Genomic DNA, 19,880 nt, shown 5'->3' on the forward strand with positions numbered 1-19,880 from the left:
TCATTGCTGCGTGCCCTGCCTCAAACGTCGAACAACCCGTCCTGGCTCCCGACCGGCGGATTGAGGCCCAGATGCTTCCAGCCGCCCGCATTCATGCACCGCCCGCGCGCGGTCCGCGCGACGAGGCCGAGCTGAATCAGATAGGGCTCGATCACCTCTTCGATGGTGTCGCGCGGTTCGCTGAGGCCCGCTGCCAGCGTCTCGACCCCGACCGGACCGCCGCGATAGATGTCGGCGATCATCATCAGATAGCGCCGGTCCATCGCGTCGAGCCCCAGCGCATCGACCTCGAGCCGGTTGAGCGCGGCGTCCGCGGTGCGCGCATCGACGATCTCGGCGCCCGCGACGTCGGCAAAGTCGCGAACCCGGCGGAGCAGCCGCCCGGCGATCCGCGGCGTGCCGCGTGCGCGCCGCGCCACCTCCATCGCCCCGTCCTTCGAAATCGCGAGACCGAGCAGTCCGGCCGCACGCGTCACCACCCGCTCGAGCTCGTCGACGGTATAGAATTGCAACCGCACCGGGATGCCGAAGCGATCGCGCAGCGGCGTCGTCAGCAGCCCCTGCCGCGTCGTCGCGCCGACCAAAGTAAAGCGCGGCAGGTCGATCCGCACGCTGCGTGCCGAGGGCCCCTCGCCGATCATCAGGTCGAGCGCACGGTCCTCCATCGCCGGATAGAGCACCTCCTCGACCGCGGGCTGCAACCGGTGGATCTCGTCGATGAACAGCACATCACCATCCTCGAGATTGGTCAGCAGCGCGGCAAGGTCGCCTGACTTCGCGATCACCGGCCCCGAGGTGGCGCGGAACCCCACCCCCATCTCGCGCGCGACGATCTGCGCGAGCGTGGTCTTGCCGAGCCCCGGCGGCCCGAAGAACAGCACATGGTCGAGCGCATCGCCGCGTGCCTTGGCCGCCTGGATGAAGATGCGCAGATTCTCGCGCGCGGCCTTCTGCCCGACGAATTCGTCGAGATTCTTGGGGCGCAGCGCCGCATCCACGTCCTCGGGGCGGCGGGCTGGCGTGAGCAGGCGTTCGGCATCGGTCATCAAGCCCGTTCCCTACCCGTTCACGCCCGCCCCTGTCACCCCGTCGCGCGCGTCTCGCCCGACCGGCCTACCGAATTCACGGGATCAGCCGGTCCGCGCGCAGCTGCGCGAACAGGTCGAAAAACGCATCATCGGTCGGCTGATAGCGCGTAAAGCCCATCCGCCGGCTCTTGCCCATGTCGGTGACGACCTCGATCGGCCGGCCGAGATCGGCATCGGTGTGCCACGGCGAGGCGAGGCGCGTGAGATCGGCCTCAACCAGCCCCTCGCGCTCGGCGATCCGCTGCCACACGACCGCGTCATCGGCCATCTGCTCTTCGAGCGGCACGACCGTCCCGTCGAACGGCGCCGCCTCGATCCCGAACCATTCGGCGATCCGCGACCACATCCAGCTCCAGCGGAACACGTCGCCATTGACGATGTTGAAGTCCTGGTTCGCCGCCTCGGGCGTCGTCGTCGCCCAGACGAGCTGTGCTGCGAGCTGGCGCGCGTCGGTCATGTCGGTCAGCCCGTTCCACTGCGCCGCCGATCCCGGAAAGCGGAACGGCCGCCCGGTCTCGCGGCACAGCGTCGCATAGGCCGCCAGCGTCGTCCCCATGTTCATCGCATTGCCGACCGCCTTGCCGATCACCGTATGCGGACGGTGCACGCTCCAGTTGAAGCCGTCGCGGTCGGCCGCCGCGAACACCTCGTCCTCCTGCGCATAATAGAAATTCTCGACCTCGAGCCGGCCCTGCTCCTCGCGGAACGGCGTCTGCGGCAGCACGCCCTTACCATACGCCTCGAATGGCCCGAGATAATGCTTCAGGCCCGTCACCAGCGCGACATGCCGCACCGACTTTGCAGGACGCAGGCCATCGAGCAGATTGCGGACCATCGCGCCGTTGACTCGGATATTCTCCGCCTCCGTCGCCTGGCGCGACCAGGTCGAGACGAACACCGCGTCGGGTGCCAGATCCTTCAGCGCGGCGGCGGTGCCTGCCGCGTCGGTCAGGTCGGCGGCGACCGGGTGTACGCCGGGCTGGTCGGACGGACGCCGCGCGAGGCCATGGACCGTCCATCCCTGTTCGATTAGCAGCGCCGCCGTCGCGCTGCCGACAATACCGCTCGTGCCAACCACCAATGCCGTCCGGGCCATCGTCATTCTCCGTTTCACTTGAACGCAGTAGCTAGGCATCGCCCGCGACACGTTCTAGACGGCACCATTCGGGGCCCCGGGCACCTTTCGGGACCCAGTGACGTTCAGGGACCCAGTATGACAACCACGCCCCCCGATCACGATCCTGCCCCCGTGACCGACGACTGGCGTGAGGACTGCGCACCGCGCCGGGTGCTCGACCTGTTCGCGACCAAATGGACCAGCATGGTGCTCCACACGCTCGACGCGCGGCACGAGGGCGGCGCGCGCACCGGCGTCCTCCACCGCAGCCTGCCCGGCATTTCGAAGAAGATGCTGACGCAGACGCTGCGCGACATGGAAGGCAGCGGGCTGATCCTGCGCGATGTGCTCGCGACGATGCCGCCCGCGGTCGAATATAGTCTGACGCCGCTCGGCAGGCGGTTCGTCGAGCCGGTCAACCTGCTCTACGACTGGGGCCGCACCAATGCCGATGCGCTCGACGCGTTCGGCCCCGGCCCCGCGCCCCGCCGGTCCGCGAAACGGCCGAAGACCGACTGAGACTAGGGCTTCGACGCCTTGCGCAGCGCCAGCCGGACGAGCGCGTCGAGCGTCGCGCCAGGCCCCAGTTCCTCGTCCGCCGCCGCCACCGCGACGCTCGCCTCGGCAGGGCGGAACCCCAGGTTGAGCATCGCCGACACGGCATCCGCCGACGCGCCCGGCGCCGCATTGACCACCGCGGGCCCGAGGCCGAGCGCGATCCCGCCGACCTTGTCCTTCAATTCCATGACGATGCGCTGGGCGAGCTTCGGCCCGACGCCGTTCGCGCGCGCGACCATCGCCTTGTCGCCGCTGGCGATCGCGCGCGACAGGTCGACGGGTTCAAGCGCGGACAGGATCGCGAGCGCAACCCGCGCGCCGACGCCTTGCACCGCGGTCAGCAACCGGAACCAGTCGCGCTCGTCCGCGCTCGAAAATCCGACGAGCCGCTGGAAATCCTCGCCGACCAGCAGTTCGGTGAAGACGGTGCAGGCCTCGCCGATCGGCCCGAGGGCCGACAGCGTACGCGCCGACGCGCCAACCAGATAGCCGACCCCGCCGACGTCGATCACCGCATGATCGATCCCGGTCGAATCGAGCCGGCCCTTCAGATGGACGATCATGCGCCTACTCCCGTGCGTCGCGACAGCGCCGCCGCGCTCGCGACATGATGCGCGTGCGTGATCGCCACCGCCAGCGCATCGGCGGCGTCGGGGCCGGCGAGTTTCGCGCCGGGCAGCAACACCGCCATCATCGCCTGAATCTGTTTCTTGTCTGCGCCGCCGGTGCCGACGACACCCTTCTTGACGGTCGAGGGGTGATATTCGCCGATATGCAGCCCCGCCCCCGCCGCCGCGAGCAGCACCACCCCGCGCGCCTGCCCCAGCTTCAGCGTCGACTGCGCATTGGTGTTGCCGAGCACCTCCTCGACCGCGGCGCCATCCGGCCGCTCGGCGCGGATCACGTCAAGCAATGCGGAGTAGAGCGCCGTCAGCCGCCGCGGCAGCGCCATCGAGGGATCGGTCCGGATCTGGCCATTGGCGATATGGCTCAGCCGGTTACCGTCCGCACGGATAACGCCCCAGCCCGTGGTGCCGAGGCCGGGGTCGAGTCCTAGAATAATCATAGGTAAGAAAGTGGGTTCACGCGGAGACGCGGAGACGCGGAGGGGGTGCGCATTTTGCGGCCGTCGCGCGTCAGCGTGACCTTCACGCCGTCGGGCTGGCCGATCGGCGATAGGCCGCTGACGCGGAAGACGAACCCGCGCAGGGCAACTCTCCGCGCCTCCGCGTCTCCGCGTGAAAACACCTTCTTCATCTCAACCCCAACGAATCAACCCAGCGTCTCCATGATCTCGTCCGAGATCTCGTAATTGCCCCACACCGTCTGCACGTCGTCGTCATCGTCGAGCGCGTCGATCAGCTTGAACAACGTCGCCGCATCGTCGGCATCGACCGCGACCATCGTCTGCGGCCGCCAGGCGAGCTTCGCACCCTCGGCCTCGCCGAGCTTCGCCTCGAGCGCCTTGGCGACTTCATGCAGGTCGCCCTGTGCGGTCCAGACCTCGTGCCCGTCCTCACTTGACGTGACGTCCTCGGCGCCAGCCTCGAGCGCGGCCTCGAACACCGTGTCGGCATCGCCCGCGCTTGCCGGATAGGAAATCAGCCCGACGCGGTCGAACGCATGGCTCACTGACCCGCCGGCACCTAGGTTACCGCCATTCTTGCCGACCGCAACGCGCACGTTGGTCGCGGTACGGTTGCGGTTGTCGGTCAACGCCTCGATGATCAGCGACACGCCGCCCGGGCCGAAGCCCTCATAGCGGATCTCTTCGTAATTCTCGGCATCGCCGCGGCTCGCCTTGTCGATCGAGCGCTGGATGTTCTCCTTGGGCAGCGACGCCGCCTTGGCCGCATTCACCGCCGCGCGCAGGCGCGGGTTCATGTCGACATCGGGCAGGCCCATCTTGGCCGCAACCGTGATTTCCCGGCTGAGCTTGCTGAACGCCGACGAGCGCTTCTTGTCCTGCGCACCCTTGCGATGCATGATGTTCTTATATTTGGAATGGCCTGCCATCTGTGCCTCTATAGCTAATGCGCCGCTCTTAGGCTCCGGCACCCGATTTCGCCAGAGCATCGATTTTCGCGTCGATCGCGTCGAGCCGCGCGAGCACCAGATGGTCGATCTTGTGATGCACGCGCAAAATGTCGAGCTCGGCGCGCAGATTGGTCTCGTAATCGAGGCTCGCGGCGAGCCGGTCCTTCGCCGATTGCCGATTCTGGCTCATCATGATGATCGGCGCCTGGATCGCCGCGACCGTCGACAGCAGCAGGTTGAGGAAGATGTAGGGATAGGGATCGAACGCCGCGTTGAAATGGGTGAGGATGTCCGAATTGAGGATCATCCAGCCGAGCAGCACCGCAGTGAACGCGATGATGAACCCCCACGACCCGCCGACCGCCGCAACCCGGTCCGAGAGCCGCTCGCCGAACGTCGCGCGTTCGTCGGCCAGGTCGGCGGCGTCGCGACTGACCGTAGTCCCCGCCTCGATCCCCGCGAGCACGCGGCGTTGCTCGTCGTTGAGCTCGCCGGGGGGCTTGCCGAGCAGGCGGTGCGAGAGATCGTCGAGCGGAGAGGATGTAGCCATGGCGAACGGCGTAACCGCGATTGCAGATTAAGCCAGCGCGCAAAACCGCGCTTGCGACGAGACCCGCGAAAGACTCCTTGCCCCGATGCGCCCGCACCTGCCAAACGCGCGGCATGACGGTTAGCGTGAATATGGGCACCGACGGCAATGGTACGGCCGTCGGCGTCGACCTGGAGGAACTTCTCGCCACGCGCCTGCTGGTGCAGGGCAATTCGGGATCGGGAAAATCGCATCTGCTGCGCCGCCTGCTCGAACGGTCGGCGGGGCATGTCCAGCAGATCGTGATTGATCCCGAGGGCGATTTCGTGACGCTCGCGGGCCCGCATGGCCATGTCGTGATCGAGGCGGGCGACTATAGCGAACGCGAGATCGCGCGCATCGCCACCCGCCTGCGCGAACACCGGACGTCCGCTGTGCTCAGCCTCGAGGGACTCGAGGTCGAAGGGCAGATGCGCTGTGCCGCATCGTTCCTCTCCGCGCTGTTCGATGCGCCGCGCGAGCATTGGTATCCGGTGCTGGTGGTCGTCGACGAGGCACAGATGTTCGCGCCCGTCACCGGCGGCGAAGTGTCCGAAGAGGTCCGCCGTGCCTCGCTCGCGGCGATGACCAACCTGATGTGCCGCGGCCGCAAGCGTGGTCTCGCCGGCGTGATCGCGACTCAGCGTCTGGCGAAGCTCGCGAAGAACGTCGCGGCGGAGGCGTCGAACTTCCTGATGGGCCGGACCTTCCTCGACATCGACATGGCGCGCGCCGCCGATCTGCTCGGCATGGAGCGGCGTCAGGCGGAGGCGATCCGCGACCTCCAGCGCGGGACGTTCATGGCGCTCGGCCCCGCGGTCTCGCGCCGCCCCATCACCGTGAAGATCGGCGACGTCGCGACCTCGGCACGCAGCGGCAGCCCCAAGCTGACCCCGCTCCCCAGCGCCGCGCCGATGGACCTGCAGGACCTGCTGTCCGAGCCGGTGGTCGACGCGCCCGAACTCGGCCTGCTCTTCGATTCGCGCCCGCGACGCGTGCCGGCCGAGGAACTGCTCGACGGCATCGCCCGCCCGCCCGAGCCGCGCACCGCCGCGCCCCCGCCGCCCGAGAAGACCGATGACGAGGTCGAGGCGGTCTATGTCGACGTGTTCCGCGCGATTGTTGAGGATCCCGAATCGACGCTGCGCCCGCCCTCGGTGCTGTTCCAGGATTTCCAGGTGCGATGCCGGATGGGCGGCCTCGCCAAGCCGCCGCTCGACCTGCCGGGCTTCGTCCGCCGGCTGAGTTGCGCACGCGCCGGCATCTTCGACATGACCGACGAGGCGTGGACCGCCGCGCTCGATGTCGCCAGCGGCCTGCCCGACGACATGCTCGGCGCGTTCCTGCTGGTCGCGCGCGCCGCGCGTGAGGGCGAACCCTGCCCCTCCGATGCGCGCATCGCCGCGACCTATGGCACCAGCTCGCTCGGCCGCGTGAAGCGCCTGATCGGCTATATCGAAAGCCGCAACCTGATCGTCTGCCGCACAGACCTGGCGGGCAAACGCTCGATCACGATTCCGGGACTCGGCTGGACGACGCTGCCGGCAGAGGCGGCTTAATTAGAACGCGAAAGCGAAGACCAGTCCGGCGACCACGCCGATCTGCACCATGGCGATCATCTGCAGCCGGCCGACGAACGGCTGCTTGCGGGTCTTGTGGCGAAAACGACGGCGCGCCCAGAAGGCGCCGGGGCTGCCACCGAGCGCTGCGAACCAGAGCAAACGGGATTCGGGGATACGCCATGCGCCGCCGCGCGATCGGCGCTTATCCAACGCGAACGCAGCGACCGTGACCGCGTTGATCACCAGAAACAGAAATGACGCCGCAGCGATCGATACGAGCATGGCTCACTGGTACCGCGTCGACGTTGACGCGGCGTCCACCCCGGCGTCGATGACGCATCGCGAGGGAGACACCGCGCAGAGACCGATGGTCAGATCATCCCCAGAGCCTGGAGGTACACCTCGAGGATCGCCTCCTCCTCCTGATATTCTTCCTTCTTCTTCTTGCGGATCGACAGGATCTTGCGGATCGCCTTGGGGTCGTAGCCACGGCCCTTGGCCTCGGCCATCACGTCCTTGATGTCGTCCGCGATACCCTTCTTCTCTTCTTCGAGACGCTCGGCGCGCTCGATCAGCAGGCGCAGTTCGTCCGCTGCGACCGCGCCGCCGCCCATGCCGTGTTGGCGTTCGTCCGTCATGATACTCGTCCCCATTCGCTCGAAACACAGACCCGCATGCGGCGACCGGGGTCCCAAGGACCGCCGATGAATCGCGCCGCTGCAAGTGCGGCGCCGCGTCTAGGCGGTAACCGTTCGCGGCTCAAGCGACCCCGGGTCAGACGACCGCATTCTTGGCGACGCTGGCCTTCATCCGCTCAAGCTGCTCGGGCGTGGCGTCGCCCTGGTGCTGCGCCTTCCACTGCGAATAGGGCATGCCGTACACCACCTCGCGCGCCGCATCCTTGTCGAGACCACCGGCCTCCTCGACCCAGTCGGACAGGCAGTTGCGGCAAAATCCCGCCAGACCCATCAGGTCGATATTCTGCGCATCGTCGCGGTGGCGCAGGTGGCGGATCAGCCGGCGAAAGGCCTGCGCCGCTACGGCATCGTCGAGTGTGTCCAGCGTGTCGCTATCGTGGTTCATTCGTATGCTCCGTAGTTGATCCCACCGAGATAGGGTTTAAGGCCCGTGGCGGCAAAGACCTCCCCCAGGAAACGCAACGCATGACCATGGCCATCGCACCCCGCTCGCGCAAAGTCCGCATCCTCGCGACGCTAGGCCCTGCCAGCAGCACGCCCGAGATGATCGCGACGCTGTTCCGCACCGGCGCCGACGCGTTCCGCATCAACATGAGCCACGGCGACCAGCAGTCAAAGATCGCGGTGATCCAGGCGATTCGCGCGCTGGAGAAGCAATATCGTCGTCCCTCGACGATCCTCGCCGATCTTCAGGGTCCCAAGCTGCGCGTCGGCAAGTTCGACGGCGGCCGCACGGTGCTCGAAACCGGCTCGACCTTCGTGCTCGACCGCGACACGACGCCGGGCGATGCGACCCGCGTCGAGCTGCCGCATGACGAGATCTTCGCCGCGATCGAGCCGGGCGCGCGTCTGCTGCTCGACGACGGCAAGCTGGTGCTGCGCGTCGTCTCGCACAGCCCGCGCGAAATCACGACGCGCGTCGAGGTCGGCGGTGCGCTGTCGAACAACAAGGGGCTGAACGTCCCCGACGTCGTGCTGCCGATGGCCGCGCTGACCGAGAAGGATCGCAGCGATCTCGACTTCGCGGTCGACCAGGGCGTGGACTGGATCGCGCTGTCGTTCGTCCAGCGCCCCGAGGATCTGTGGGAAGCGCGCAAGCTGATCGGCGGCAAGGCCGCGCTGCTCGCAAAGATCGAGAAGCCAGCCGCGATCGAGCGGCTCGAGGAGATCGTCGAGGCGTGCGACGGCGTGATGGTCGCGCGCGGCGATCTCGGCGTTGAAATGCCCCCGCAGGCGGTGCCGCCGCTGCAGAAGCGCATCGTCGAGGTGTCGCGCCGCATGGGCCGCCCGGTGGTGGTCGCGACTCAGATGCTCGAATCGATGATCACCTCACCCTCGCCGACGCGCGCCGAGGTCTCGGACGTCGCGACCGCGGTCTATGACGGTGCCGATGCGATCATGCTCTCGGCGGAAAGCGCCGCGGGCGCATGGCCGGTCGAATCGGTCGCGATGATGGACGCGATCGGCGTGTCGGTCGAGGCCGATCCGGAGCATGGCGACCGCATGCACTTCACCGTGATGAAGCCCGATCCGACGACCGCCGACGCGCTGGCCGAGGCGGCGAAGAACATCGCCGCGACGGTATCCGCGGTCGCGATCATCTGCTTCACCACCTCGGGCTCGACCGCACGGCGGATCGCGCGCGAGCGGCCTTCGGTGCCGCTGCTGGTGCTGACGCCGAGCCAGGACACCGCGCGCCGTCTCGGCCTGTTGTGGGGCACGCATGCGGTCCACACCCGCGACGTCGAGTCGTTCGAGGACATGGTCGCCAAGTCGAAGCGCATGGCGCTGCGCCACGGCATGGCGAAGGCGGGCGACCGCGTGATCGTGCTCGCGGGCGTGCCGTTCCGGACGCCGGGCTCGACCAACGTGCTGCATGTCGTGCGGATCGTCGGCGACGAACTGAAGGGCCACCACTCGCAGGTCTGAGGCGGCTCCCCTCTAGCGCTCCCCCCTAGCGCTCCTCGGCCAAATCCGCGATGGCTGGTAGAAGGACCGGACGGGGGAGCAACCGCATGACGTTACGCGAAAAGATCGGCTGGGGTGCGATGAGCCTGCTCGGGGCGTGCGCGCTCGCGGTGGTCGCGTTCCAGCGCGGCGAGCATGTCAATGCGCTGTGGATCGTCGCCGCGTCGGTCTCGGTCAACCTGATCGCCTATCGCTTCTACGCCCGTTATATCGCGCGCAACGTCATGCAGCTCGATGCGACGCGCCCGACCCCGGCCATCCGCCGCGCGGACGGGCTCGATTATGTCGCGACCGACCGCAACGTCCTGTTCGGTCACCATTTCGCCGCGATCGCCGGCGCCGGACCTCTGGTCGGGCCGGTGCTCGCCGCGCAGATGGGCTATCTCCCCGGCACGCTCTGGATCCTCGCCGGCGTCGTGCTGGCGGGCGCGGTGCAGGACTTCATGATCCTGTTCATCTCGATGCGCCGCGACGGCCGCTCGCTCGGCGAGCTGATCCGCATGGAAATGGGCGCAGTGGCGGGCACGATCGCGCTGATCGGTGCCTTCGCGATCATGGTCATCATCCTCGCGGTGCTCGCGCTGATCGTCGTGCGCGCGCTCGCGGGCAGCCCCTGGGGACTGTTCACCGTCGCGGCGACGATCCCGCTTGCCTTCGCGATGGGGATCTACACGCGCTGGATCCGTCCGGGGCGCATCGGCGAGGTCTCGATCCTCGGCGTCATCGGGCTGCTGCTCGCGATCGTCTATGGCGGCCAGGTCGCCGAATCCGCCTTCTGGGGCCCGGTCTTCACGCTGACCCCGGTCCAGCTGTGCATCCTGATGGTCGGCTATGGCGCGGTCGCGTCGGTGCTGCCCGTCTGGCTGCTGCTCGCGCCGCGCGATTACCTGTCGACCTTCCTCAAGATTGGCGCGATCGTCGCGCTGGCGATCGGCATCGCGGTCGTCGCACCGCCGCTGCGTATGCCCGCGCTCACCAAGTTCATCGACGGCAGCGGTCCGGTCTGGTCGGGCGGGCTGTTCCCGTTTCTGTTCATCACGATCGCCTGTGGTGCAGTCTCTGGCTTCCACGCGCTCATCGCCAGCGGTACCACGCCCAAGCTGATCGCCAGCGAGGCCGATGCACCCTTCATCGGCTATGGCGCGATGCTGATGGAAAGCTTCGTCGCGATCATGGCGCTGGTCGGCGCAACGATCCTCGATCCCGGCATCTACTTCGCGATGAACAGCCCCGCCGCGGTGCTCGGCACCGACGCGGCGTCGGCGGCCGCCGCGGTCACCAACATGGGCTTCGCGATCACGCCCGAGGCGCTGGCGCAGGCCGCCCGCGATGTCGGTGAGACGACGATCATCAGCCGCACCGGCGGCGCCCCGACGCTGGCGGTCGCGATGGCAGAGATCTTCAGCAACCTGATCGGTGGTCAGGCGATGAAGGCGTTCTGGTACCACTTCGCGATCCTGTTCGAGGCGCTGTTCATCCTGACCGCGGTCGATGCCGGCACGCGCGCCGGGCGCTTCATGCTGCAGGACCTGATCGGGCTCGCGGTACCGTCGTTCCGCAATGCCTCGGCGATCGGCCCGGGCATCGTCGCGACCGCGCTGTGCGTCACAGCCTGGGGTTTCTTCCTCTATCAGGGCGTCACCGATCCACTCGGCGGGGTGAACACCTTGTGGCCGCTGTTCGGCATCTCGAACCAGATGCTCGCCGCGGTAGCGCTGATCCTGGCGACGGTCGTGCTGTTCCGGATGAAGCGCCAGCGTTATGCCTGGGTGACGATCCTGCCCGCCGCGTGGCTGTGCCTGTGCACGATCACCGCGGGGCTGCTGAAGCTGTTCTCGAGCGATCCGAAGGTCGGCTTCCTCGCGCATGCGTCCAAGTTCGCGGACGCTGCGGCGCGCGGCGAGATCCTCGCGCCGGCCAAGACGATGGCGGAGATGCAGCGGATCATCTTCAACGACCGGATCGATGCGGCGCTGATCGCGCTGTTCCTTGGCGTCGTCGTGTCGATCCTCGCCTTCGGCATCCGCAGCTGCCGCGCGGCGCTGAAGGTCGATCGCCCGACCGTGACCGAGGTTCCGCCCATGCTGGTCCCGGCCGAATGACGCCGCGCATCCGCCACCTGCTGGCACGCGCGCGGGAGACCGCGCTGATGATGGTCGGCCAGCCCTCCTACGCCGCCTATCTGCGGCACATGGCCGAGCGTCACCCCGGCCATGCGGCGATGGATCCCGCGGCGTTCTTCCGCGACCGCGAACAGGCGCGCTACGGCGGCAAGGGCGGTGGCCGATGCTGCTGAACGACCCGCCACGCTCGATCGTCGCCGCGCTGCGCAGCGCGACCGGCGGCGATCACGACCGCGTCGACGCCGCCTATGGCGACTTCGACCTCGCCGCGCCCGACAGCTACCGCGCCTTCCTCCATGCGCACGCGCGCGCACTTCCCGCAGCGGAGGACGCGCTGGCAGCCGTCCCGGGCCTGCCGCACTTCCGCCCCCGCACGCCCCTCCTCGCCGCCGACCTCGCGGCGCTGGGCGAGACGATGCCTCCACCCCTGCCCTTCACGCTGCCCGCGGGCGACGCGGCGGCTTGGGGCGCGCTCTATGTCGTGGAGGGATCGCGGCTCGGCGGCATCATGCTCGCGCGTACCGTGCCCGACGGGCTGCCGACCGCCTATCTCGGCGCGCGGCATCTGTCGGGCGAATGGCGCGAGCTGCTCGGTGCACTCGACCGCGCCGCGACACTCGCTGGAACAGACACGTGGATCGACGAGGCGATCACCGGCGCGCGCGCGACCTTCGACCTGTATCGCCGCGCTGCCGCCGCGCGCTGAGCCTCAATCCTCGATCGGGGCGGTCATGATCACACGCAGCCCGGGCATGTTGTCCTGCTGCGCGATCGATCCCGACAGTCGTCCGACCACCGCGTTCATCATCCGGCTGCCGAACCCGACGCGCGTGCCGGTCTGACCAACGCCCTTGTCCGCGACGATCAGCCGGATCTGGTTGCGATATTGCTCGAGCGCGATCAGGATCGGCCCGGGCTGTCCGCCATAAGCATATTTGCTGGCATTGATGACGAGCTCGGTCAGGATCAGCCCGACATTGACCGCACGGTCGGTCGGCATCAGCACCGGTGCCAGGTCGAGCCGCATCTGCGCGCCCCATTCCTGCCCCAGCGTCCCCTTCATGTCGCCCGCCAGTTCCTCAAGATAGCGCGCGAGGTCGACCGACTGGACCTGGTCGTCGCGGTACAGGCGCCGATGCACCAGCGCGACCGCAGACAGCCGTGCCTGCGCCTCGGCAAGATGCGCGGTGACGTTGGCGTCGCCCGCCGCCTTGGCCTGCAGTGCGAGAAACGCGGAGACCATCTGCAGGCTGTTCTGCACACGGTGATTGACCTCCTTCATCAGGACGTCCTTCTGCTCGATCAGCACGTCCTTTTCGGCCAGCGTCCGCTGCAATTCGCGGTTGAGCGCGCGCATCCGGTTGCTCGCATAGCTGTCGTGGAACATCCGACGCAGGCGATAGCCGGCCTCGATCTCCTCGAGCGACCAGCGCCGCGATTCGCCGCGCACCTCTTCGGTCCATGACGCGAACGACGTGCGCGGCGTCAGCTGTTCAGCGGGATCGCCCGACGTCGCCTTATGCGGATTGCCTGCCCATTCGATCTCGGTGATCCGCTCGGCGCGGAACCACAACAGCACCGCGCCCTCGTCGATCAGCGGCATCGCAAGCAGCCCGCTTGCCTTCGACCGATAGCGTTCCGCAGGTGGGTAGAGCGTCGACAGCGCATGCGTCGCAACGATGTCGCCTGTCCCGCGGCTGCGGATCCACTCGACCAGGTCCAGTACGTCTCTGTCGTCCGGACACTGGCCGTCGCGCTGCACCGCGCCGTGCTGGACGAGCGCGAAGCCGTCGCTCGCCAGCATCCGGCGCAGGTCGTCGCCGACCGCCGCCGCGGTCCGCTGTGCGCTGCCCTCGGTGGCCATCTTGAGCACGACGACGTCTTCCACCGACCGCAGCCGCAGGCGCTCGCGGTATCCCTCGGCCTCCTCCTTCGCGCGGATCTGTCGGGCGAGGCTGCTCGCCAGCGTGCTCGCGGTCGCGCGGATATCGGGCGCCAGCGTCCGCGGCGTCATGCTGTGGCAGGCGATCATCCCCCACAACAGCCCGTCCTTGACGATCGAGATCGACGCGGACGCCGCGACGCCCATATTGGTCATGTAGCGCAGATGGATCGGCGACACGCTGCGCAGCGCGACGTCGCTCAGGTCGAGCGCCTCGAACCCGGCAGGGCGCAGGATCGCGGGTGTATAGATCGCATGCGGGATCGCGCGCGTCCGGTTACGGACATACAGCGCGCGCGCCTGTTTCGGGATGTCGGTCGCAGGAAAATGATGGTTGAGGAAGCTGTGCAGCGCGGGATCACGATCCTCCGCCATCACGCGTCCCGACTCGTCGTCAAGAAAGCGATAGACCATGACGCGGTCGAACCCGGTCAGCGTCCGGAACGCGACCGCCGCCCGCTCGCACAGCGCCTGGAGACTGCCCGACCGCTCGAACGCGGTCGCCATCGAATCGAGCCAGCCGAGCACGGTCGCGGCGCTCGACGGCGCCGTCGTGGCGGGCTCGAGCTCGACGAGGACGTGTTCCTCGGTCGCATGCAGGACCATGTGGAACTGCTCGCTGGTACCCGCGACCAGCGTGCCGACGGCGGCGCCGATCATGCTGCCGCGCCCCGACCGCTCCGCCAGCAGCGCGGCGACGTCCTGCCCGATCAGCATCGCTAGGTCCGTGCCTAGCCAGTCGGGGGTCAGCCGCGTCTCGATATCGCCCGCGCCCGCAACGACGCGCAGGCTTTCCGCATCGGCGACGAGCAACAGCCCGTGCGGCTGGATCGCGCCGGGAATGTGTATGGGCTCCCGATCGCAGGCCGTAAGGTCCAACGCGGTATCAGTCACAGATGCTGGGCCTTTCCGTCAAGCCGCGACCATGTCGTTTCGCGCGTGGAAAAGCAAATAAGCCAAGGCAGTTACGCCACCGGTGCCATCGCCTCCACGCGCGCATCAGCCCGGTCTGCATAGCGGCGCGCGATCACCGCACAGGCGATCAGCTGGATCTGGTGGAACAGCATCAGCGGCAACAGGATCACACCGACCTGCGCCGCAGGGAACAGCACGCCGGCCATCGGCACCCCCGACGCCAGGCTCTTCTTCGACCCACAGAACAGCAATACGATCGCATCCTCGCGCGGCAATCGCATCAGCCGCGCGATGGTCAGCGTCAGCGCCAGCACGATGGCCAGCAGGGCACAGGAGAGCAGCCCGATCAGGAGCAGGTCGCCGAGCGACACCCGGCTCCACAGGCCCTCGACCACCGCCGCGCCGAACGCGCCATAGACGACGAGCAGGATTGACCCGCGATCGACGATCGTCAGCATCGCCTTGCGCCGCGTCACCCATGCGCCGATCCAGGGCCGCAGCACATGCCCCGCCACGAACGGCACGAGCAGCTGGACGATGATCGTCTCGACGCTTTCGATCGACATCCCGCCGGCATTGCCTGCGTTCCGCATCAGCAGCGCGACCAGCGCGGGGGTGATCAGTATGCCGAGCAGGTTGGAAAAGGATGCGCTGCAGACCGCGGCCGCGACATTGCCGCGCGCGATCGCGGTAAAGGCGATCGACGATTGCACCGTCGAGGGCAGCAGCGTCAGGAACAGCACGCCCGTCGCCATCCGCTCGTCGACGAAGGGCAGCGCGGTCAGCCCGAGCCCGAGCGCGGGAAAGGCGACGAACGTCACCCCCAGCACGGCGAGGTGAAGCGGCCAGTTGCGCAGCCCGTCCCAGATCGCCGCACGCGACAATTTCGCGCCGTGAAGGAAGAACAGCAGGAAGATCGCGACGTCGGCGACATAGCCGACGATCGTCGCCGCCTGTCCCCGCGCCGGCACCAGGCTCGCCAGCACGACGGTGCCGAGCAGCATCAGGATGAACGGCTCGAAGATCGATAGAAAGCGCCGGATCACGGATGCGCGGTCACATAGGCCTCGAGGGTCGCCAGATGCCCGGCGATCGCCTCGTCATCGAGGAAGCTGCCGAGGAAGCTGTTGCGTGCCAGCGTCACGATCTGCCCGCGCGACAAATTGCGCGCGCGCGCGGTCTGGCAGTAGTTCTCGCCGATATAGCCGCCGAAATAGGCCGGGTCGTCCGAATGGATCGTCGCACGCAGGCCGAGATCGAGCATCCTGTCGATCGGATGGTCCTCGATCCGGTCGACGTTGCGCAGCGCGACGTTCGACAGCGGGCACACGGTCAGCGTCATCGCCTCGCGCGCGAGCCGCGCGACCAGCACCGGATCCTCGAGCGCACGATTGCCGTGATCGATCCGGTCGACGCGCAGAATGTCGAGCGCTTCGTGGATATAGGCGGGCGGGCCCTCCTCGCCGGCATGCGCGCACAGCAGCAGCCCGGCTTCCGCCGATGCTTCGAACACGCGCGCGAACTTCGACGGCGGATGCCCCATCTCGGACGAATCGAGCCCGACGCCGATCATCTGGTCGAGCCAGGGCTCGGCCTGTTCGAACGTCCTGAACGCATCCTCCTCGTCGAGATGCCGCAGATAGCTCATGATCAGGCCGATGCTCATCCCGTGCTTCGCCCGCGCCGCATCGATGCCCGCGAACAGGCCGTTGGCGACGACGTCGAACGGGATACCGCGATGCGTGTGCGTCTGCGGATCGAAGAAGATCTCGGCATGCACCACGCCGTCCTGGGCGACCCGGTTGAAATAGGCCAGCGCCAGATCGTGGAAATCCTCCTCGGTCTGCAGCACGGCCGCGCCCGCATAATAGATGTCGAGAAAGGTCTGGAGGTTGGTGAAGCTGTAGGCCGCGCGCACGTCCTCGACGCTTTTGAACGGGATCGCGACCTTGTTGCGCTCGGCGAGCGCGAACATCAGCTCGGGCTCGAGGCTGCCCTCGATATGCAGATGCAGTTCGGCCTTGGGCAGGTTGGTGATGAAGTCGTCTGTCATGCTCGATCCCGTCGTGATGTGCGTCACCGCGCAACCATTCCGCGCGTCACGCACTTTGCGCAAGGTCGAAACCCGTTGCATGACATCGCTGTCACGTTACCGCGGACCGGCTATTGCCGCCTCTTACCGATCACGCGAAGGACCCATCGATGCCCACAGGACTGGTCGCACTGCTCGACGACATTGCCGGGATCACCAAGCTGGCCGCGGCCAGCCTCGACGATATCGGTGCTGCGACCGGCAAGGCGGGCAGCAAGGCGATCGGCGTGGTGGTCGACGATGCCGCGGTCACGCCGCGCTACATGGTCGGGTTCTCGCCCAAGCGCGAATTGCCGATGATCGGCAAGATCGCGCTCGGTTCGTTCCGCAACAAGCTGCTCTTCATCCTGCCCGCCGCCCTCGCGCTCAGTGCGTTCGCACCCTGGGCGCTGACCCCGTTGCTGATGATCGGCGGGACCTATCTCTGCTTCGAGGGTGCGGAAAAGATCCTCGAAGCGCTCGGCGGCGGCCATGCCGAAGCCGAAGCCACCGCCCCGATCGATCCGAAGACGCTCGAGGACCAGAAGGTCTCTGGCGCGATCCGCACCGACTTCATCCTGTCGGCGGAGATCATGGTCATCGCGCTGTCGGACGTCGCCGCCGAACCGATCTGGGAACAGGCGATCGTGCTTGCGCTGGTCGGCGTCGCGATCACGATCCTCGTCTACGGCGTCGTCGCGCTGATCGTGAAGATGGACGATATCGGCCTGCATCTGACCGAGCGGAAAAGCCCCGCGGTCCAGGCGTTCGGACGCGGCCTGGTCAAGGGCATGCCGGTCGTCATGTCGGTGCTGTCAGTGGTCGGCACCGCGGCGATGGTCTGGGTCGGCGGGCAGATCATCGTCCACGGGATCGAGGATTTCGGGCTGACGACGATCCCGCACTTCATCCACGATGCCGCCGCGGGCGCCGCCGCCGCGGTGCCGGTCGCCAAGGGCGTAGTGAACTGGGTGGTCAACGCCGCATTGTCGGGCGTGGTCGGCCTGATCCTCGGCGGCGCGATCGCACTTGGCCTCCACGCGGTGAAGAAGCTCAAGGCGCACTGAGCCACCCCCACCCGTCATCCTGACGAAAGTCAGGACCTAGGGTAACGGGCGCTGACGTTCGTGGCTCTGGGTCCTGACTTTCGTCAGGATGACGGATAGGGTCAGCGCATCCTTATTTCGCCGTCCACTTGTCCATCCAGCCGATCACCTCGCCATACCATTGCAGGCTGTTCTTCGGCTTCAGCACCCAGTGATTCTCGTTCGGGTTGACCAGCAACCGTGACGGAATCCCACGCCGCTGCAACGCGGTGAAGCTCGCCAGCCCCTGCGTATAGGGAATGCGGAAATCCTTTTCGCCGGTGATCACCAGCATCGGCGTCTTCCAGTTGGCGACGAAGTTGACCGGGTTCCATTTCTCGAACGCGGCGGGGTCCTCGTAATAGGTCTTGCCGCCATGCTCCCACTCGTCGAACCACAGCTCCTCGGTCTCGTACGCCATCGCGCGCGCATCGAAGACGCCGTCATGCTGGACGATGCACTTGAACCGGTCGGGCCACTTCCCCTCGATCCAGTTCATCATATAGCCGCCGTACGACGCGCCGAGCGCGCAGGCGCGGTCGCCGTCGAGCCAGCCGAATTTGGCGGTCGCCGCCGCCAGCCCCTTTTGCAGGTCCTCGAGCGGCCAGCCGCCCCAATTGTTGCTGATCGCGTCGGTGAAGGCCTGGCCGTACCCCGTCGACCCGTGAAAATCGACCGCGACCAGCCCGTAGCCCGCACCCGCGAACACTGCCGGGTTCCAGCGATAGGACCAGCTGTTGTTGCTCGACCCCTGCGGTCCGCCGTGCACCATATAGGCGACCGGGACCTTACCCTCGCTGCCATACGGCTTCACCGCATAGCCCCAGACGGTGTCGTCGTTTGCGCCCTTGAAATTGAACCGCGTGACGCTCGGCATGTCGATACCCGCGAGCTTTGCCGCGTTGACCGAGGTCAGCCGCTCCGGCTTCGGCATCCGCGTGCCCTTCACCGCGAGCGCGTAGAAGTCGTCGGGTGCGGTCAGGCTGCTCATCGCGACGACGACGCCCCTGGGCGTCGGCACGACCGCACCGACATGGCCCTCCTGCGTCAGCCGAGTTACCTTGCCCGTCACGGGATCGACCGCGAACACAGGCGTCTCCTGCGTGTCGTCCGCGGTGACGTAGATCCGCTTGCTGTCGGGGCTCCATGCGATCGACGCGACCGAGCGATCCCAGCTCTGCGTCACCGCACGCACTTGGCCGCTGGCGAGATCGCGCGTCATCAGCACCTGTCGATCCGCCTCGAACCCGGCGCGCGCCATCGCGAACCAGGCGAGCGTCCGGCCATCGGGCGACACCGTCGGCAGATTGTCCATGCCGGTGTTCGCCGCCGTCAGGTTGACCGGCGCTGCGGAACCGTCCGCGGGGACCGAGAAGATGTCGAGATTGGTCGAGGTCGCTTCGATCCGCCCCGCCTCGCGCAGTGCGAAATACAGCGTTCTGCCGTCCGCGCTCCACGACACTTCCTCGCCGCCGCCGAACGGCTTTGACGGCGCATCGCCGATCAGGCCGCCCGTCACCGCGACGCCGTCGCCGGCTGCGCCAGCGGCCGTCAGCGGCAGCACGAACAGCTGCGACCGGTCGCCGTTCGACCATGTGTCCCAGTGCCGCACGAACAGCTGGTCGTAGGTCCGCCCCGCCCCGGCATTCGGGTCCTTCTTGACCATGGCGGGCGCAAGGCTCGGTGCGCCGGGCTTGCGGTCGGCCCAGATCACCAGCTTGTCGCCGGTCGGTGCGACCTTGAACCCGCCAAAGCCGCCCTCGAAATTCGTCAGCTTGCGCGGCGTGCCGCCGGCGATCCCGATCGACCAGACCGCGTCGCTGCCGCCCTTGTCCGACTGATAATAGACGGTTGCGCCATCGGCGGAGAATTGCGCGCCGGTCTCGTTCACATCGGTCTCGGCGATCAGCGGCTCGGGCTTCGCACCCTTGCGGGTAAGGTCGAGCCGCCACAGGTCGAACCGCCCGCGATCGGCGGCGAGATCGGTCTCGCGCTGTTCCCAGACCAGCCAGCGGCCGTCCTTCGAAACGGCGGGCGAGGACACGCGCGACAGCTTGACGACATCGTCGATGGTCAGCTGGCGGGCGGTGGCGGGGGCGCTTGCAAGAGCGAGCACGGCGAGGCTTGCGGACAGCAGGATCTTCATGC

General features: G+C 67.5%; 20 protein-coding genes. 7 read left to right on the plus strand and 13 right to left on the minus strand.

Annotated elements, in window-relative coordinates; genetic code table 11:
* Positions 1–20 precede the first annotated feature (20 nt).
* Positions 21–1,046: a Holliday junction branch migration DNA helicase RuvB gene (ruvB, locus tag J3A66_RS08895; protein WP_031440317.1), complete on the minus strand. Its 1,026-nt coding sequence runs from the start codon at positions 1,044–1,046 to the stop codon at positions 21–23.
* 76 nt (positions 1,047–1,122) lie between these two features.
* Positions 1,123–2,184 (minus strand): SDR family oxidoreductase, encoded by a 1,062-nt coding sequence (locus J3A66_RS08900; protein WP_209568346.1) that lies wholly within the window; start codon positions 2,182–2,184, stop codon positions 1,123–1,125.
* Between the two features lie 117 nt (positions 2,185–2,301).
* Here J3A66_RS08900 and J3A66_RS08905 point away from each other — a divergent pair, with 117 nt between their 5' ends.
* The gene (locus J3A66_RS08905; protein ID WP_192071496.1) at positions 2,302–2,724 is read left to right on the plus strand and encodes a helix-turn-helix domain-containing protein; all 423 of its coding nucleotides are present in this window, start codon (positions 2,302–2,304) and stop codon (positions 2,722–2,724) included.
* 2 nt (positions 2,725–2,726) lie between these two features.
* Here the strand turns inward: J3A66_RS08905 and ruvA are convergent, their stop codons facing one another.
* From ruvA to J3A66_RS08925, 4 genes are all read right to left on the minus strand, one after another.
* Complete coding sequence (gene ruvA, locus J3A66_RS08910; RefSeq protein ID WP_031440320.1) at positions 2,727–3,326, minus strand: Holliday junction branch migration protein RuvA; 600 nt, start codon at positions 3,324–3,326, stop codon at positions 2,727–2,729.
* Positions 3,323–3,829 (minus strand): crossover junction endodeoxyribonuclease RuvC, encoded by a 507-nt coding sequence (gene ruvC / locus J3A66_RS08915; RefSeq protein WP_031395213.1) that lies wholly within the window; start codon positions 3,827–3,829, stop codon positions 3,323–3,325. The genes ruvA and ruvC overlap by 4 nt, the downstream gene beginning before the upstream one ends.
* Positions 3,830–4,035: 206 nt before the next feature.
* The gene (locus J3A66_RS08920) at positions 4,036–4,779 is read right to left on the minus strand and encodes a YebC/PmpR family DNA-binding transcriptional regulator (protein ID WP_031395214.1); all 744 of its coding nucleotides are present in this window, start codon (positions 4,777–4,779) and stop codon (positions 4,036–4,038) included.
* Positions 4,780–4,807: 28 nt separating this feature from the next.
* Positions 4,808–5,350: a DUF1003 domain-containing protein gene (locus J3A66_RS08925; RefSeq protein WP_209568348.1), complete on the minus strand. Its 543-nt coding sequence runs from the start codon at positions 5,348–5,350 to the stop codon at positions 4,808–4,810.
* 113 nt (positions 5,351–5,463) lie between these two features.
* Between J3A66_RS08925 and J3A66_RS08930 the strand changes: the two genes are divergently transcribed.
* Entirely contained in the window at positions 5,464–6,927 is a 1,464-nt protein-coding gene (locus J3A66_RS08930) for an ATP-binding protein (RefSeq protein ID WP_209568350.1), read from the plus strand.
* On the opposite strand, the gene J3A66_RS08935 is transcribed toward J3A66_RS08930, so the two are convergent.
* The 3 genes from J3A66_RS08935 to J3A66_RS08945 all read right to left on the minus strand — a co-directional run bounded on the left by J3A66_RS08935 (position 6,928) and on the right by J3A66_RS08945 (position 8,013).
* Positions 6,928–7,212, minus strand: a complete 285-nt coding sequence (locus J3A66_RS08935) for a DUF1294 domain-containing protein (protein ID WP_209568352.1) — start codon at positions 7,210–7,212, stop codon at positions 6,928–6,930.
* Between the two features lie 89 nt (positions 7,213–7,301).
* Positions 7,302–7,544: a DUF2312 domain-containing protein gene (locus J3A66_RS08940; protein WP_197975315.1), complete on the minus strand. Its 243-nt coding sequence runs from the start codon at positions 7,542–7,544 to the stop codon at positions 7,302–7,304.
* A 160-nt stretch (positions 7,545–7,704) separates the two neighbouring features.
* Positions 7,705–8,013, minus strand: a complete 309-nt coding sequence (locus J3A66_RS08945) for a DUF1244 domain-containing protein (protein WP_209568354.1) — start codon at positions 8,011–8,013, stop codon at positions 7,705–7,707.
* Positions 8,014–8,093: 80 nt separating this feature from the next.
* Here J3A66_RS08945 and pyk point away from each other — a divergent pair, with 80 nt between their 5' ends.
* The 4 genes from pyk to J3A66_RS08965 all read left to right on the plus strand — a co-directional run bounded on the left by pyk (position 8,094) and on the right by J3A66_RS08965 (position 12,425).
* Positions 8,094–9,557: a pyruvate kinase gene (gene pyk, locus J3A66_RS08950; protein WP_056408891.1), complete on the plus strand. Its 1,464-nt coding sequence runs from the start codon at positions 8,094–8,096 to the stop codon at positions 9,555–9,557.
* An 86-nt stretch (positions 9,558–9,643) separates the two neighbouring features.
* On the plus strand, positions 9,644–11,698 hold the full coding sequence (locus J3A66_RS08955) for a carbon starvation CstA family protein (RefSeq protein WP_209568356.1): 2,055 nt from the start codon (positions 9,644–9,646) through the stop codon (positions 11,696–11,698).
* Positions 11,695–11,892 (plus strand): YbdD/YjiX family protein, encoded by a 198-nt coding sequence (locus J3A66_RS08960; protein ID WP_209568357.1) that lies wholly within the window; start codon positions 11,695–11,697, stop codon positions 11,890–11,892. Before J3A66_RS08955 ends, J3A66_RS08960 begins: the two co-directional genes overlap by 4 nt.
* Positions 11,883–12,425, plus strand: a complete 543-nt coding sequence (locus tag J3A66_RS08965) for a biliverdin-producing heme oxygenase (RefSeq protein WP_209568359.1) — start codon at positions 11,883–11,885, stop codon at positions 12,423–12,425. The genes J3A66_RS08960 and J3A66_RS08965 overlap by 10 nt, the downstream gene beginning before the upstream one ends.
* A gap of 3 nt (positions 12,426–12,428) precedes the next feature.
* On the opposite strand, the gene J3A66_RS08970 is transcribed toward J3A66_RS08965, so the two are convergent.
* From J3A66_RS08970 to J3A66_RS08980, 3 genes are all read right to left on the minus strand, one after another.
* Positions 12,429–14,540, minus strand: a complete 2,112-nt coding sequence (locus J3A66_RS08970) for a histidine kinase dimerization/phosphoacceptor domain -containing protein (protein ID WP_245336743.1) — start codon at positions 14,538–14,540, stop codon at positions 12,429–12,431.
* Between the two features lie 86 nt (positions 14,541–14,626).
* Positions 14,627–15,622: a bile acid:sodium symporter family protein gene (locus tag J3A66_RS08975; protein WP_348634021.1), complete on the minus strand. Its 996-nt coding sequence runs from the start codon at positions 15,620–15,622 to the stop codon at positions 14,627–14,629.
* The gene (locus tag J3A66_RS08980) at positions 15,619–16,629 is read right to left on the minus strand and encodes an adenosine deaminase (RefSeq protein ID WP_209568363.1); all 1,011 of its coding nucleotides are present in this window, start codon (positions 16,627–16,629) and stop codon (positions 15,619–15,621) included. Before J3A66_RS08980 ends, J3A66_RS08975 begins: the two co-directional genes overlap by 4 nt.
* Positions 16,630–16,778: 149 nt before the next feature.
* Here J3A66_RS08980 and J3A66_RS08985 point away from each other — a divergent pair, with 149 nt between their 5' ends.
* Positions 16,779–17,714 carry a DUF808 domain-containing protein gene (locus J3A66_RS08985; RefSeq protein ID WP_209568364.1) on the plus strand — a complete coding sequence of 312 codons (936 nt, stop codon included), beginning with the start codon at positions 16,779–16,781 and terminating at the stop codon, positions 17,712–17,714.
* A gap of 112 nt (positions 17,715–17,826) precedes the next feature.
* On the opposite strand, the gene J3A66_RS08990 is transcribed toward J3A66_RS08985, so the two are convergent.
* A complete protein-coding gene (locus tag J3A66_RS08990) occupies positions 17,827–19,878 on the minus strand; it encodes a S9 family peptidase (RefSeq protein WP_209568366.1) in 2,052 nt (683 codons plus the stop codon).
* Positions 19,879–19,880 lie beyond the last annotated feature (2 nt).

This window comes from Sphingomonas sp. PvP018 (genome assembly GCF_017876865.1).
GTDB classification, from domain to species: domain Bacteria; phylum Pseudomonadota; class Alphaproteobacteria; order Sphingomonadales; family Sphingomonadaceae; genus Sphingomonas; species Sphingomonas aerolata.

Coding starts and splice junctions, on each gene's coding strand:
- ruvB (WP_031440317.1), bottom strand. CDS start 1,046: ATGACCGATGCCGAACGCCTGCTCACGCCAGCCCGCCGCCCCGAGGAC.
- J3A66_RS08900 (WP_209568346.1), bottom strand. CDS start 2,184: ATGGCCCGGACGGCATTGGTGGTTGGCACGAGCGGTATTGTCGGCAGC.
- J3A66_RS08905 (WP_192071496.1), top strand. CDS start 2,302: ATGACAACCACGCCCCCCGATCACGATCCTGCCCCCGTGACCGACGAC.
- ruvA (WP_031440320.1), bottom strand. CDS start 3,326: ATGATCGTCCATCTGAAGGGCCGGCTCGATTCGACCGGGATCGATCAT.
- ruvC (WP_031395213.1), bottom strand. CDS start 3,829: ATGATTATTCTAGGACTCGACCCCGGCCTCGGCACCACGGGCTGGGGC.
- J3A66_RS08920 (WP_031395214.1), bottom strand. CDS start 4,779: ATGGCAGGCCATTCCAAATATAAGAACATCATGCATCGCAAGGGTGCG.
- J3A66_RS08925 (WP_209568348.1), bottom strand. CDS start 5,350: ATGGCTACATCCTCTCCGCTCGACGATCTCTCGCACCGCCTGCTCGGC.
- J3A66_RS08930 (WP_209568350.1), top strand. CDS start 5,464: ATGACGGTTAGCGTGAATATGGGCACCGACGGCAATGGTACGGCCGTC.
- J3A66_RS08935 (WP_209568352.1), bottom strand. CDS start 7,212: ATGCTCGTATCGATCGCTGCGGCGTCATTTCTGTTTCTGGTGATCAAC.
- J3A66_RS08940 (WP_197975315.1), bottom strand. CDS start 7,544: ATGGGCGGCGGCGCGGTCGCAGCGGACGAACTGCGCCTGCTGATCGAG.
- J3A66_RS08945 (WP_209568354.1), bottom strand. CDS start 8,013: ATGAACCACGATAGCGACACGCTGGACACACTCGACGATGCCGTAGCG.
- pyk (WP_056408891.1), top strand. CDS start 8,094: ATGACCATGGCCATCGCACCCCGCTCGCGCAAAGTCCGCATCCTCGCG.
- J3A66_RS08955 (WP_209568356.1), top strand. CDS start 9,644: ATGACGTTACGCGAAAAGATCGGCTGGGGTGCGATGAGCCTGCTCGGG.
- J3A66_RS08960 (WP_209568357.1), top strand. CDS start 11,695: ATGACGCCGCGCATCCGCCACCTGCTGGCACGCGCGCGGGAGACCGCG.
- J3A66_RS08965 (WP_209568359.1), top strand. CDS start 11,883: ATGCTGCTGAACGACCCGCCACGCTCGATCGTCGCCGCGCTGCGCAGC.
- J3A66_RS08980 (WP_209568363.1), bottom strand. CDS start 16,629: ATGACAGACGACTTCATCACCAACCTGCCCAAGGCCGAACTGCATCTG.
- J3A66_RS08985 (WP_209568364.1), top strand. CDS start 16,779: ATGCCCACAGGACTGGTCGCACTGCTCGACGACATTGCCGGGATCACC.
- J3A66_RS08990 (WP_209568366.1), bottom strand. CDS start 19,878: ATGAAGATCCTGCTGTCCGCAAGCCTCGCCGTGCTCGCTCTTGCAAGC.